Origin of the sequence: Pseudosulfitobacter pseudonitzschiae (genome assembly GCF_002222635.1) — a bacterium.
GTDB lineage: Bacteria > Pseudomonadota > Alphaproteobacteria > Rhodobacterales > Rhodobacteraceae > Pseudosulfitobacter > Pseudosulfitobacter pseudonitzschiae_A.
Genome location: NZ_CP022415.1, coordinates 2212033 through 2226063 on the forward strand (window position 1 = coordinate 2212033; position 14031 = coordinate 2226063).

The following is a 14031-nucleotide window of genomic DNA, read 5'->3' on the forward strand; positions in this document are numbered from 1 at the left end:
CCTGTCTAGTTCATTGCGGCAAAAACACAGCCGTCGCTGATCAACTGCGGTGGCGTCAGGCACAGGCCACGGGCCACCTGAAAGGCCGCCAGCACCTTGGGCACGTAGTCACGTGTCTCGGCAAATGGTGGAACACCTGCGTGGGCCTGCACCGATCCTTCGCCCGCGTTATATCCCGCCAACACCAAAATCGGATCGTGGTCAAATTTCCCCATCAACCAGTCCAGATATTGCACGCCACCACGAATGTTGTCGGCGGCAACCAGACTGTCGGCCACACCGAAACGGGCGGCGGTGTCGGGCATCAGTTGCATCAAACCTTGGGCGCCGGCGCGGCTGACGGCATCTGTCTTGCCGGCACTTTCCACTGTCATCACCGCCAGCACCAGTGCGGGCGACACCCGTGTACCGATGGTTGATTTCAGGATTTCGACCCCTTGCACCTGCGCAATCCCCTGCATCTGCTGCAAACGGGGGGCCACCACAGCGCCCGCACTGATCGCAGCCATCGCCTCATCCAGCCGCCCCGGCCCCGCCTGCGCCAGATCGGGCGAAACTTTATCCCAAAACCAACCGTAAGCGCCAGTTGTCGCACCGTTTACTTTGGGCGTCGCGGTTGGTTTTGGGGCGGGCACCCCCACTTCTGTCGGGTCGATCTGGATCGTGATCCTCTTTTTTACACCCGCCTTAGGCGGTTTGACGCGCTTTGCCTGAAAATCCGGAAAGGGCGCGGGGGTCTCGGACCAAGCAGGCGCGCAGGCCAAAGCGGCCCCCAACAAGGAAATCACAAAAATTCGCATATCAGGACCTGCTCTGTGCCCGTGAATGTTTTTTTATTACACTTAGCATCGCAGAAAACGCTGCTTCAAACCAGAAAATCAGCCGCCAATCATGGCCAAACCGCCACAATCTGTTTGATTTTCATCACGTTTGTTGCGCCCTCAAGCTAATTTTTGGAAGATATTGCATTTATTTCAGCATCTTAAAAGATTATCTCGAATCCTCTCTTGAAAGCTTTTTCTTTTCAATGTCCCGCCAAATTCATGCCCTAATCAGGCGTCTATATAACGTCATACCAAGTCGAACACGGGCCAGAGTGAGAGTGCGGCCACCTCAGTGCAGACAAGGTCGAACATAAACAAACTGATCCTTTGGAGGGACATTACGATGACAAAATTTCTGAAAAACTTCCGCAAAGACGAAGCTGGCGCCGTGACTGTTGACTGGGTCGTGCTGACAGCCGCCGTTGTTGGTCTGGCCGTTGCAGCCTATTCCTCGATCGAAACAGGGGCGACGGCTTTGACCGCAGACACAGACACATTCCTGCAGGCTCAAGACCCTAACTAAGTTGGTCGAACTTCCTATTCAGGTTGTAAATTGTTAAGGCCGCGTCCCACTTGCAGGACGCGGCTTTTTTATTCGAATGGTAAGGTTTGGCACCTTACCTGCGCGCGGGCTATACCGCGACACCAGCCAGCTCATCAGAACAATCGAATGCGATACGGCGGATCGGGTCGATCGCCCCTCGCGGGCTCTGCCCAGGCAGATGTGCCGGATCTGGCCCTAATACGTCGACGTTTCCATCAGCGCCGAATCCTCCCTATCTCACTTATCCACGCGCGCGCAAAACCTTGCTCCGACACCACGCAACCATGGACTGTCATCCCTTTCGTTGTCTAACGGATGATAAACCTTGCCTGCTTGGACGGCTGTTTCCCAAAGTCACATAAAAACTTACTCTTTTCAATCTAATGCCCAATTCACGCCTCATTCCGGCGACTATATAACATCATACCAAGTCGGACACGGGCCAATGTGAGAGAGTGGCCCACACAGTGTAGACAAGGTTGAACACAAACAAACTGATCCTTTGGAGGGACACTACGATGACAAAATTTCTGAAAAACTTCCGCAAAGACGAAGCTGGCGCCGTGACTGTTGACTGGGTTGTGCTGACAGCCGCCGTTGTTGGTCTGGCCGTTGCAGCCTATTCCTCGATCGAAACAGGGGCGACGGCCTTGACCGCAGACACCGACACATTCCTGCAGGCACAAGACCCCAACTAAGTTGGTCGCACCGTTCAGGTAAAGAGTCTCTAAGGCCGCGTCCTGCACGCAGGAAGCGGCCTTATCAGATGCCCATTCCGGGCTTGGTTTCAGGTATTTGAGTAAAGGCAGACACAATGCGTAAGATGATCAACCGCATCCGAAACTGCGAAAACGGCGCGGTGACAGTGGATTGGGTCGTTTTGACCGCCGCCGTCGTCGGGCTGGCTGTTGCTTTGATTTTAGCGTTGAAAAGTGGGGCAGCCGGCGTTTCCGCCGGCGTCGAAGCCTTCATGCTCAACTTTTTCTAACCTCATCGCCTGTCGTTGCACCCGTGTGCGCCGAATACGACAAACGCCGCGCCTTTCCCCGGGGCGCGGCGCGTGTGTGTCGCCCGTCTGCTGATCAGAATTTCCATACCCTGGTCACCTACCCTCCCAGTTTTCGCCACATTGTTGCGATACACTCAACGGTAAGTAATTTCGCGTACCCCCGAGCGTTGCGCCCCACATCATGCAAGAGGTAATCTAATGCGAGTTGTATTTGGACTGGTCCTGATCGTTGGTTTCGCCCTTGCAGGCGGCGCTGTCTATATGGCCAAGAACTACATCGGTGCCTATCAGACCGAATTGGCCAAAGAACGTCAGGCGCGGGCCAAAATTGTCCCGACGGTCGAAGTTTATGTCGCGGATCGCGCCCTGAAGTACGGCGAAGCGATCACCGATGCCGATGTGCGCACCGTTCAGTGGCCAGTTAACGCAATCCCCGAGGGGGCTTTTGCCGGCGACAGCATCCTGTGGCCCGAGGGTCAGCCGAACCAGCGCGTTGTTTTGCGCGCCATGGAAAAAGACGAGGCTATCCTGGCCGTCAAAGTCACCGAGCCGGGCGTCGAAGCGGGCCTGACCTCGCGGCTTGAACGCGGTATGCGCGCCTTTGCGATTAAAGTGGACGTGGCCAGCGGTGTGTCAGGCTTTTTGCGCCCCGATGACCGTGTCGATGTCTATTGGACCGGTCAGGTGGGCCGCGAATTGTCCTCGGACAGCGGTGAAGTGACCAAGCTGATCGAGGCTGGCGTAAAGCTGATTGCCATCGACCAATCCGCCGCCGGTGATCTGGACGGCGCCGTGATTGCCCAAACCGTAACCGTAGCGGTGAAACCGGCGCAGGTTGCCGCCCTTGCCCAAGCGCAGGCAACTGGCCGTTTGGCGTTGTCGCTGGTGGGTGCGGATGACGATACTGTGGCCGGCGCAATCGAGATCGACCAACGCACTTTGTTGGGCATCGAAACCAAAGCAGCCGCAGCAGAAGTGAAGGCCGCCGAGGTTTGCACGATCAGAACGCGCCGTGGAGCCGAGGTTGTCGAGATTCCAATCCCCTGCACGAACTGAATGCAAAGCATCACAGTTTCAATAGGTTGAACAAGGCCGCCACTTTCTGGCGGCCTTGTCTGTTATGGCTCTGTTGCCGCTTATCCACATAAACCAAAGGCGCGAAACCATTGATTCTTGCAATAAAAAGCGAACTGGCGCATGGTTGAACCAATTCAGGGCACCAAGACCCTAAACAGGCGTGATCAAAAGGGCAGGTCACAATGACATTGATTAGATTTTTTAAGGTGGCCTTATTGGGCCTTGCGCTGACGGCTGCACCGTTGGCGCTGACATCTTATGCACATGCCGAGACATTGCGCGTGGTGAAAAAGGGCACGGCCAGTACGCTGAACGTGCCCATGAACCGCGCCGTTGTGGTCGAAAGCGATATACCGTTCTCGGAACTCAGTATCGCCAATCCGGCCATCGCCGACATCTCTTCGCTGTCCGACCGCACCATCTACGTTCTGGGCAAATCGCCGGGGCTGACCACGCTGACGCTGTTGGACGCTTCCGGGCAATTGATCACCAACGTCGATGTACGTGTCGCCGCCGATATTTCGGAATTCAAGGAACGCTTGCGGCAGATCCTGCCCGGCGAAAACATCGAAGTACGCACCGCCAATGACGGCATTGTGCTGTCGGGCACTGTGTCCTCAACTGCACGCTTGCAAAGGGCGCTGGATCTGGCATCGCGCTATGCCCCTGACCGCGTTTCAAACCTGATGAGCGTAGGCGGCATTCAACAAGTCATGCTGAAAGTCCGCTTTGCCGAAATGCAGCGGTCGGTCTCGAAATCGCTCAGCTCCTCGCTGGCGCTGAACGGCACGACCTTGGGCGGCGATCTGGGGATCAATGGCGGGACGGGCACATCCAACACGTCTGGCGCGGTCACCAACTCACTGGGTGGCAACATTCCGGGTACAAACAGCAACGCCGGGGCAATCCTGTTCGGCTTTAACGCAGGATCGACGCAGGTCGGTATCTTGCTCGAAGCCCTTGAAACAAAGGGCGTTGTGCGCACGCTGGCCGAACCGAACCTTGTCGCGCTTTCGGGCCAAGAGGCAAAGTTTCTTGCTGGTGGGGAATACCCTGTGCCAATTAGCCAAGACAACGGCACGGTCACCGTCAAATACAAACCCTTCGGCATCGAGCTGAATTTTATCCCCCGTGTGGTGGACAAGGACCTGATCAATCTGGAACTTGAGGCTGCGGTATCGGCAATTGACCCGACCAACGGCTTTTCGGTCAACGGCTTTGACATCGACGCGTTCACCCGCCGCGAAACATCGACCACTGTCGAGATGCGCGACGGTGAAAGCTTTGCAATTGCGGGGCTTTTGCAGGACGACTTTACCGACAACAACTCGCAGCTGCCTTGGCTGGGTGATGTTCCTGTGCTGGGCGCCCTCTTCCGCTCGGCCTCTTATCAGCGCAACCAGACTGAGTTGGTGATCATCATCACAGCACATCTGGTGACACCGACGCGCGGCGAAGCGCTGGCCCTGCCCACCGACCGGGTTCTGGCACCGACCGAGCAAGACCTGTTTCTGCATGGCCGCGTGGCCAACGGAACGCGGACACCGAAAAAAGGTGCCGCAGGCGAAGTGGCCAAGCAGGACTTTAGCGGCTCCTACGGCTATGTGATGGATTAAGGCGATGCGAGGCCAGAATATCATGAAAAAACAATCAGTTTCAGCGCTGGCCCTGATGGCCACCCTCGCCGCATGTACAACGTCAACCGATCCGGTCTATACGCAATTTTACCGCGAGGCCGGAGCCCATGCGGACAACGGCTCCTTCGGTGAGGCGACAAACAACAACACTTTGGTGATGAACGGCGAACGGCAATACACCGTCGATCTGGCGAACCGCTTCGCCACCGAGATTACCTCGACCGTGACATTTGGTTTCAACAGCGCACAGTTGGACGGCACAGCCCAAGCGGTTCTGCGCCAACAGGCTGACTGGATCCGCCAGTTTCCCGAAATCCGTTTCCGTGTTTTCGGTCACACCGATGCGGTAGGTTCGACCGCCTATAACCGCCGTTTGGGCCTTGCGCGGGCCAATGCAGTCGTCAGCTATCTGACCTCAATGGGTATCTCGCGGTCACGTCTCGAGGCGGTTGTCTCCTTTGGCGAAACACAACCCCTGATCGTGACCCAAGGCCGCGAACGTCGCAACCGCCGGACCGTAACCGAAGTGTCCGGTTTTGTTGCCCGTCATCCGCAGGTTCTCGACGGCAAATACGCCGAAATCATCTATCGCGACTACATCGCATCGGCCGTGCCGCCCAGCCAGTTGGAAGGCATTACCGGTTCCGATTTGCGCACTGAACAATAACCGCGACAACGGCCTATAGTTCGGAAACTCCTAACAATAGGGCCGTTTTTGCCCCATTCCTGCCCAGATTAGCTGCGAATTTACCCTCAATGGGAAAACTGTGTTCGGCGTTTTGCGCCGGATGCAGCGAGGTCGGGTAGGGTAAGGCACATCATAACGCCTGCAATCTATCTGCCAACCCTTGAAAAAAGGAAGATAGGTAATGAGCAGCGTCATGCCGCAACCAGAAACAGCCCCGATTGTGGCCTGCACCGTCAGCCGTGACGTTCAGAACTTTGATCTGTTGATCGAAGACATGGAAAGCGCATTGGGCGAATCCTGGGGTGATCTGGGTTTTGCCGAGGCGCTGGCGTTTTTTGGTCAACCCGAGGCCGAAGCGTTGGAATTCATTGCTTTGGCGATGGATCAGGAGGACGAAGAAAACCTTGTGCTGATGGCCGAGATCATCACGCAGGCCAAGGCCCGCAAAATCAAGGTCATCCTGATAGCCGAAGACATGACACCTGCCTCGTTGCACACTCTGCTGCGCAAGGGCGCGGACGAGTTTGTTCCCTACCCTCTGCCGGAAAACGAACTGGAGCTGGCCATCTCGCGCGTTCAGACCGAACCCGAGCCCGAGAACGTCGAGGCCGCGGCACCGGCATTGCCCGCAGGTGCCAGCAAAGACGGCGCTGTGATCGTTGTGCACGGCCTTGCCGGTGGCACGGGTGCGACAACATTGGCAACCAATCTGGCATGGGAACTGGCAATCCTTGATAAAAAAGGACAGGCGGCACCGTCCGTTTGCCTGCTTGATCTGGATCTGCAATTCGGATCGGTATCGACCTATCTGGATCTGGCGCGCCGCGAAGCGGTCTACGAGATGATGTCGGACACCGAAAACATGGACGACGAAACATTCGGCCAGTCGCTGGTAACATATAACGACAAACTGCACGTTCTCACCGCCCCTGCGGACATGCTGCCGCTGGATCTGGTCTCGCCCGAGGACATCGGGCGCGTCATTGAAATGGCGCGCACGCACTTCGACTATGTGGTCGTGGATATGCCTTCGACGCTGGTGCAATGGACCGAAACGGTTTTGCATGCCGCGCATATTTATTTCGCGACCATCGAACTGGATATGCGGTCGGCGCAAAACACGCTGCGTTTCAAGCGCGCCCTGCAATCCGAAGAACTGCCTGCGGAAAAGCTGCGTTATGTGCTGAACCGCGCGCCGAAATTTACCGATCTCAGCGGCAAGGGTCGGGTGAAACGCATGGCTGAAAGCCTTGAGGTGGCGATTGAAGTGTCGCTGCCAGATGGCGGCAAACCGATCACCCAAGGCGCGGATCATGGCCTGCCGTTGGCCACATCCGCAGCAAAAAACCCGCTGCGCCGTGAAATTGCCAAATTGGCAGCGTCTATACATGAAACAAAATCCGATGAGTCCAAAGCGGCCTGATCTGTAACCGGGGGAAGCCCATGTTTTCCAAATATAAAAAACCTGCGCCGACCGCGCCCGAAGCAGCCGCTGCCAAAGCGGCGCCAGTCGCCAAGGTCACACGGATACCACAGACCACAGCCAAGCCTGACCCGACCCGCGTTGCACGTCGCACCAATATGGTGACTGCAACGGTGGCCCCCATCGAAAAAGAACGCAAACGCAAAGAGCGTATGGGCGAGATCAAGCTGGATCTGCACCGCGCGCTGTTGGACAGCCTGAATCTGGCCGCGCTGGAAACCGCGTCGGAACAGGATCTGCGCCACGAAATCGGTGCCATCGCCGCAGAATTTTTGCAAGAGCGTAGCATCGTTTTGAACCGCGACGAACGGCAGACCCTGAATCAAGAGCTTTACGACGAAGTCAAAGGGCTCGGCCCGCTCGAAACACTTTTGAAAGACGACTCTGTCAACGATATTCTGGTCAACGGCCCGCAGCAGATTTTTGTCGAACGCGATGGCAAGCTTCAACTGACCGACGTCACCTTTAAAGACGAACGCCACCTGCTGCGTATCATCGACAAGATCGTTTCGGCGGTTGGTCGGCGCGTCGATGAAAGCAACCCGTATGTTGACGCCCGTCTGAAAGACGGCTCGCGCTTTAACGCGATGGTGCCCCCCATCGCGGTGGATGGCAGTTTGGTGTCGATCCGGAAATTCAAAAAGGACAAGCTAGGCATCGACGATCTGGTTGATTTCGGCGCGTTCACCGAAGAGATGGCCGCCTACCTTCAGGCGGCGGTCGCCACCCGCCTGAACATCATCGTTTCCGGTGGTACAGGCTCGGGTAAAACAACCACGCTGAACGCTCTGTCGTCCTTCATCGACAATTCCGAACGTATCCTGACCATCGAGGATACGGCAGAACTTCAACTGCAACAGACCCACGTGGGCCGGATGGAAAGCCGCCCGCCCAACGTCGAAGGCAAAGGCGAGGTTTCCCCCCGCGACTGTCTGAAAAACGCCCTTCGGATGCGACCCGACCGCATCATCGTTGGTGAGACACGCGGCGAGGAAGTGATCGACATGTTGCAGGCCATGAACACCGGCCACGACGGCTCGATGACCACGATCCACGCCAACAGCGCGCGCGATGGCGTGTCGCGCCTGGAAAACATGATTGCGATGGCAGGTATCGAAATGCCCCTCAAGGCCGTGCGCAGCCAGATTTCATCGGCTGTGAATCTGATCGTTCAGGCCTCGCGTTTGCAAGACGGCTCACGCCGGATGACCTCAATCACCGAGATTACCGGCATGGAAGGCGACGTGATTTCCATGCAGGAAATCTTTCGCTACCAGCGCGTCGGCCTGACGCCCGAGAACAAGATCATCGGACATTTCACCGCGACAGGCGTGCGTTCGCACTATGCCGAACGCTTCCGGATGTGGGGCTATGACCTGCCTTCGTCCATCTACGAACCCATCGCAGCCCAATAAGGAATGACGACATGAGCGCAGAACCCATCATCTACGGCCTGATCTTTGTCGGCGTCCTTGTTCTGGTCGAGGGCCTGTATCTCGTGGCCTTTGGCAAGTCGATTTCGCTGAATTCACGCGTAAACCGCCGCCTTGACATGTTGAACAAGGGCGGTCGGCGCGAAGAAGTGCTGGACCAATTGCGCAAGGAAATGCAGCAGCACATGAACGCCAAATCGATCCCGCTGTATTCGCTTCTGGCGGAAAAGGCGCAAAAGGCAGCAATTGCCTTTAGCCCGAAACAGCTGATCGGGGTGATGGCCGGCCTTGCGATTGTGGCCTTTATGGGCCTGACCATCGGCACCGAAACCGAGCCACCCGTGCGCATCTTGCTGTCTATCGTCATCGGCGTCGGCGCGGTCTATTTCTGGGTCTCGACCAAGGCCAACAAACGTCTGTCCATGATCGAAGAGCAACTGCCCGACGCAGTTGAACTGATGGTGCGGTCGCTGCGCGTGGGGCACCCTTTCAGTTCCGCCATCCAGATCGTATCAAAAGAGGTCAAGGATCCGCTGGCGTCGGAATTCGGCGTGATCGCAGACGAAAGCGCCTATGGCCGCGATGTGGGCGAGGCGTTGAAAGATATGGCCGAACGTCTGGACATGCAGGATTTGCGCTTTCTCGCCGTGGCCGTGACCATTCAACAGCAATCGGGTGGTAACCTTGCCGAAATCCTCGCCGGTCTGGCGCAGGTGATCCGCGCCCGCTTCCGTCTGTTCCGCCGCGTCAAGGCGATCACCGCCGAGGCGAAATGGTCGGGCAAGTTCCTGTCCGCCTTCCCCCTTCTGGCGTTGGTCGTGATCCAGCTTGGCGACCCTCACTACTATGACGAAGTGCGCGATCACCCCTATTTCATTCCCGCCTGCTTTGCCGTGGGCATCTTCTTGACCGTCAACCTTTTTGTCATGCGCGCTTTGACTGACATCAAGGTATAAGGAAGCAATACCGTGGATATGTTTACACCGATTCAAACGGCCATCACCGATACTCTGGGCCCCCTTGGTCCAATCATCATCGCCGGTGTGTTGGGTCTGATGCTGGTCATCTTCACCGTGGTGATGATGCTGCGCCAACCCGAAGATCCCATGACCAAACTGAAACGTCAGGTTCGGGCCCCCGGTGGCAACGCCCCGCGCGAAAAACTGCGACAGGGCGGGCACAACGAACAGCTTGACCGCTTTGCAGGCTTTCTTGAACCAAAAGACGTGGCCGAGCTGAGCAAACGCCAGTTGATGCTGACGCAAGCGGGCTATCAGTCACGCGATGCGGTGCGGATTTTCCACTTTGCCCAATTTGCGCTGGGGATCACCGGCCTGATCTTGGGCGTGATCTATGTCAACGTTCTGAATGCCGACGTCGAGATGACCACCAACAAGATGGCCATGTGGACATTGGGACCGGGCGGGATCGGGTATTACCTGCCGCAATACTGGGTCACCCGCCGCGTCGAAGCCCGCAAGGAACAGATCACACGCGGCTTTCCCGATGCGCTGGACATGATGCTGGTCTGCGTCGAAGCCGGTCAATCGCTGGACCAGTCCATCGTGCGCGTGGCCCGCGAATTGCGCGCCTCTTATCCCGCGCTGGCCGATGAATTCGAAATCGTCGCCTACGAGATGAAGGCCGGCAAGGACAAGGAAACAGTCCTGAACGACATGGGCGAACGCTGTGGTGTGCAGGATGTGTCCAGCTTTACGACGGTGTTGGTGCAATCTGCCAGCTTCGGTACGTCCATCGCCGAAGCCTTGCGGGTCTATGCCTCCGAAATGCGGGACAAACGTGTGATGCGCGCCGAAGAAGCCGCAAACAAGTTGCCAACGAAGATGACCCTTGCCACAATGATGCTCACCGTGCCGCCGCTGCTGATCATTCTGGTTGGTCCTTCGGTGCACGGCATCACCCAATTGGGCAACATGAGCAGATAACCCTATGAGATCAGCCACCAAAGCGGCCCTTGTTGCTGCTCTTATGGCTCACGGATTGGCCGCCTGTTCATCGGGCGGCCTTTCGGCATCTTCGGACGGCGTTTACGCCCCCGGCGTGGACACCAGCAAACAGGCCGTCGACGGGATCGAGGTCGGCCACCGTCTGATTGCAGCGGGCGAATTCGAACTGGCAATCAAGGCCTTTACCCGCGCCGCACTGGACGAAGGCATGAACGCCGAAATCCTCTCGGGTCTGGGCACCGCCAATCTGGGTCTGGGCCGTCTGGGACAGGCAGAAAAGCTATTGCGCAGGGCCACAGCCGAATACGACGCATGGCCTGAAATCTACAACAATCTGGGCGTTGTTCTGATGGAAAGCGGCCAAACCGCAGAAGCCGAGCAGATTTTCCGCAAAGCCTATGCGTTGGATGACGGAGAAAGCACACTCATCAGGGATAATCTGCGCTTAGCACTCGCAAAAACGGAAAATTCTGTTACGGTAGAGCCAGAAAATAACAATTATAAATTGGTGCGGCGCGGCAGCAGTGATTACCTGATCCGGCCAGCATCATGATCGAGGCAGCAGTAAAGGACGCAATAAATGCGCCACCCCATCCTTGTTTCCGCCTGTATTGCAGGCGCAATGGTTCTGTCCGCTTGTGAACAGAAAAGCGGCGATGCAGCCGTGCAACGTGCATTTCAGGACGTAAACGTCGTAGATGAAAGCAACCTGAACGACGTGATGCTGACCGTGGCCGACCCCAACGAGGCGGTCGCCTATTTCCAACGCAGCGCTGCCAGTGACCCCAGCCGCATCGACCTGCAACGCGGGTTGGCCAGTTCTCTGGTCCGCGCCAAGCGCACGACCGAAGCGGCCACAGCCTATGGCAAAGTGGTTAAAATGGACGGGTCCACAGCCGACGATCAGGTGGATTATGCCGACGCGCTGATCCGCTCGGGTGACTGGGCCAATGCCGAAAAGGTTCTTGATAGCGTCGCGCCCACTCACGAGACATTCAAACGCTACCGGCTTGAAGCGATGGTGGCCGACAGCAATCAGGAATGGAAAAAGGCCGACAGTTTCTACGAGATAGCCGTGGGCCTGACGACGCAGCCTGCCGGAGTGATGAACAACTGGGGCTATTCCAAGCTTACACGCGGCGACTACACCGACGCCGAGCGGCTGTTCGGCGAGGCGATCCGTCAGGATCCGTCGCTGTTCACCGCCAAGAACAACATGATCCTCGCGCGGGGTGCGCAACGTGATTACAGCCTGCCCGTGATCCCGATGGATCAGGTCGAGCGCGCGCAACTGCTGCACACGCTGGCCTTGTCGGCGATCAAACAAGGTGATGTTGAAACAGGCAAGGGCCTGCTCCGCGATGCCATCGAGACGCATCCCCAGCACTTCGAGGCCGCCGTTCGTTCATTGCAGGCGTTGGAAAACAACGTCTCCAACGGGTAGCCCCGTGGCAATCTCGGCCTGGTCCGCGTGGTGGTTCCTGCCCTTCGTACTGCCATTGTGCTTTTACGTGGCGTTCACCGACATGCGCGAAATGCGCATTACAAACCAGTCGGTTATCGCCCTTGTCATGGTGTTCTTGCTGGTCGGCCTGATCGCGCTTCCCTTTGATCAATACCTGTGGCGGCTGGCGCAACTGGTGAGCGTCCTGCTGGTGACCATCGCGCTGAATGCAGCGGGTGTAATGGGCGCAGGCGATTCCAAATTTATTGCCGCTGCAGCGCCTTTTGTGGCCTTGGGCGATGTGCGTTTCGTGATCGCGCTCTATGCGGCCAACCTGCTGGCGGCCTATGCCACGCACCGTCTGGCCAAGCACAGCCCCCTGCAACGCGTGGCCCCCCACTGGATCAGCTGGAACCAGGGCAAGAAATTCCCGATGGGCTTTGCGCTTGGCGGCACACTTGCCTTCTATCTCGGGCTCGGGGCGGTTTTTGGCAGCTGATTGCGCGCACCGATAACGTCTTAAAGGTATCGCCACATTATTGGCCCAAATTCACGTTATTGCAGATCTCACGCAGATAACAGACAGGCACCGATCGATGACCATGCAGCAAACGTCCGTGATGGCTCCCCCCGCACCCAAGCGGCTGGAAGAGATGAAATTGCCCGTCGTCATGATGCGCGACATCCTGTTGAAAACCATGTTCCGCAAAAGTCTGGACATGGTCACCGATCTGGCACCTGCGCTGTGCCTGCCCATTCCCGTCACCCAAGAGCTGATCGACATGGGCCGCGACCAGCGCCTGATCGAGGCAACAGGCACGTTGAACGCCAACAACGGCAGCGAAATGGGCTATCAGTTGACCGACGCCGGCAAGGCGCGCGCGCTGGATGCGCTCAAGCAGTCAGAGTATTTCGGCGCGATGCCGGTGCCGCTGGCCGTCTACCGCGAACAGGTCGAACGCCAGTCGATCCGCAACATCATGGTCAGCCGCGCCCAGTTGACCAATGCCATGGGCCATCTGGTGCTGCCCGACAGCCTGCTGGACCATCTGGGCCCCGCCGTCAGCGCCGGTCGCTCGATCCTGATGTACGGCCCCCCCGGCAACGGCAAATCCTCGATCTCGAACGGCATCCGCGACGCTTTGGGCGACTGGGTCTATGTGCCGCGCGCCATCGAATACGCAGGGCAAGTGATCACCGTCTATGACCCCATCGTGCATGTTATCGCCGAAGAACAGGTGGACGACCCCAATTCCCTGCGCCGCGTCACCCGTTTCGACCGCCGCTATGTATGCTGCGAACGGCCCACGGTGATTACCGGCGGCGAGCTGTCGCTTGATATGCTCGATCTGGTCTTCAACCCCGTAGCGCGCACCTATCAGGCACCGCTACAGCTGAAATCTACCGGTGGTATCTTCATCGTCGACGACCTTGGCAGACAGGCTGAATCACCGCAAAGTCTGGTCAACCGCTGGATCGTCCCGCTGGAAGAAAGCAAGGACATCCTGTCATTGCAATCGGGCGAAAAGTTCGAAGTACCCTTTGACACGCTGGTGATCTTTTCGACCAACTTCCACCCCAACGAAATCTTCGATCAGGCGGCCCTGCGCCGGATTTTCTTCAAGATCAAGATCGACGGTCCCAATCAGGCCAACTTCCTCAAGATTTTCGCAATGGTCGCCCGCAAGAAAAACATGGCATTGGACGAGCCTTCGCTGGTCCATCTTCTCAAGGTGAAATACCCCACCATCGGCAATGTCTATGCCAACTACCAGCCGGTGTTCCTGATCGACCAGATGATCGCAATCTGCGACTTCGAAGGCATCCCTTACAAAATGTCTCCCCAGTTGATCGACCGTGCATGGTCCAACATGTTCGTCAAAGACGAAGTCATCGTAAAGTAACCCTTCATCTTGCCAGATAAA

At 57.2% G+C, this 14031-nt stretch carries 15 protein-coding genes; 14 read left to right on the top strand and 1 reads right to left on the bottom strand.

The genetic code is table 11. The features are described from left to right. Positions 1 to 5 precede the first annotated feature (5 nt). Complete coding sequence (locus SULPSESMR1_RS10740; RefSeq protein WP_089420813.1) at positions 6 to 800, bottom strand: lytic transglycosylase domain-containing protein; 795 nt, start codon at positions 798 to 800, stop codon at positions 6 to 8. Between the two features lie 367 nt (positions 801 to 1167). On the opposite strand from SULPSESMR1_RS10740, the gene SULPSESMR1_RS10745 reads away from it, so the two are divergent. The 14 genes from SULPSESMR1_RS10745 (at position 1168) to SULPSESMR1_RS10805 (ending at position 14010) form a co-directional block, all read left to right on the top strand. Then, complete coding sequence (locus SULPSESMR1_RS10745; protein ID WP_089420814.1) at positions 1168 to 1347, top strand: hypothetical protein; 180 nt, start codon at positions 1168 to 1170, stop codon at positions 1345 to 1347. A 539-nt stretch (positions 1348 to 1886) separates the two neighbouring features. Then, the gene (locus SULPSESMR1_RS10750; protein WP_089420814.1) at positions 1887 to 2066 is read left to right on the top strand and encodes a hypothetical protein; all 180 of its coding nucleotides are present in this window, start codon (positions 1887 to 1889) and stop codon (positions 2064 to 2066) included. Between the two features lie 116 nt (positions 2067 to 2182). Continuing rightward, positions 2183 to 2356 carry a hypothetical protein gene (locus tag SULPSESMR1_RS25235; RefSeq protein ID WP_198362782.1) on the top strand — a complete coding sequence of 58 codons (174 nt, stop codon included), beginning with the start codon at positions 2183 to 2185 and terminating at the stop codon, positions 2354 to 2356. 219 nt (positions 2357 to 2575) lie between these two features. After that, on the top strand, positions 2576 to 3433 hold the full coding sequence (gene cpaB, locus SULPSESMR1_RS10755; RefSeq protein ID WP_089420815.1) for a Flp pilus assembly protein CpaB: 858 nt from the start codon (positions 2576 to 2578) through the stop codon (positions 3431 to 3433). 203 nt (positions 3434 to 3636) lie between these two features. Next, positions 3637 to 5070 carry a type II and III secretion system protein family protein gene (locus tag SULPSESMR1_RS10760; RefSeq protein ID WP_089420816.1) on the top strand — a complete coding sequence of 478 codons (1434 nt, stop codon included), beginning with the start codon at positions 3637 to 3639 and terminating at the stop codon, positions 5068 to 5070. Between the two features lie 22 nt (positions 5071 to 5092). Further along, positions 5093 to 5758 (top strand): OmpA family protein, encoded by a 666-nt coding sequence (locus SULPSESMR1_RS10765; protein ID WP_240311470.1) that lies wholly within the window; start codon positions 5093 to 5095, stop codon positions 5756 to 5758. Between the two features lie 202 nt (positions 5759 to 5960). Continuing rightward, the gene (locus SULPSESMR1_RS10770) at positions 5961 to 7202 is read left to right on the top strand and encodes an AAA family ATPase (RefSeq protein ID WP_089420818.1); all 1242 of its coding nucleotides are present in this window, start codon (positions 5961 to 5963) and stop codon (positions 7200 to 7202) included. 20 nt (positions 7203 to 7222) lie between these two features. Then, entirely contained in the window at positions 7223 to 8677 is a 1455-nt protein-coding gene (locus SULPSESMR1_RS10775; RefSeq protein ID WP_089420819.1) for a CpaF family protein, read from the top strand. A gap of 11 nt (positions 8678 to 8688) precedes the next feature. Next, positions 8689 to 9651 (top strand): type II secretion system F family protein, encoded by a 963-nt coding sequence (locus SULPSESMR1_RS10780; protein ID WP_089420820.1) that lies wholly within the window; start codon positions 8689 to 8691, stop codon positions 9649 to 9651. A gap of 12 nt (positions 9652 to 9663) precedes the next feature. Next, positions 9664 to 10641: a type II secretion system F family protein gene (locus tag SULPSESMR1_RS10785; protein WP_421086490.1), complete on the top strand. Its 978-nt coding sequence runs from the start codon at positions 9664 to 9666 to the stop codon at positions 10639 to 10641. A 4-nt stretch (positions 10642 to 10645) separates the two neighbouring features. Then, positions 10646 to 11215 (top strand): tetratricopeptide repeat protein, encoded by a 570-nt coding sequence (locus tag SULPSESMR1_RS10790; protein ID WP_089420822.1) that lies wholly within the window; start codon positions 10646 to 10648, stop codon positions 11213 to 11215. 27 nt (positions 11216 to 11242) lie between these two features. Then, positions 11243 to 12106, top strand: coding sequence for a tetratricopeptide repeat protein (locus SULPSESMR1_RS10795; protein ID WP_089420823.1), 864 nt, complete (start codon positions 11243 to 11245; stop codon positions 12104 to 12106). A gap of 4 nt (positions 12107 to 12110) precedes the next feature. Beyond that, positions 12111 to 12605 (top strand): prepilin peptidase, encoded by a 495-nt coding sequence (locus tag SULPSESMR1_RS10800; protein ID WP_089420824.1) that lies wholly within the window; start codon positions 12111 to 12113, stop codon positions 12603 to 12605. 97 nt (positions 12606 to 12702) lie between these two features. Continuing rightward, positions 12703 to 14010: an ATP-binding protein gene (locus SULPSESMR1_RS10805; RefSeq protein ID WP_089420825.1), complete on the top strand. Its 1308-nt coding sequence runs from the start codon at positions 12703 to 12705 to the stop codon at positions 14008 to 14010. Positions 14011 to 14031 lie beyond the last annotated feature (21 nt).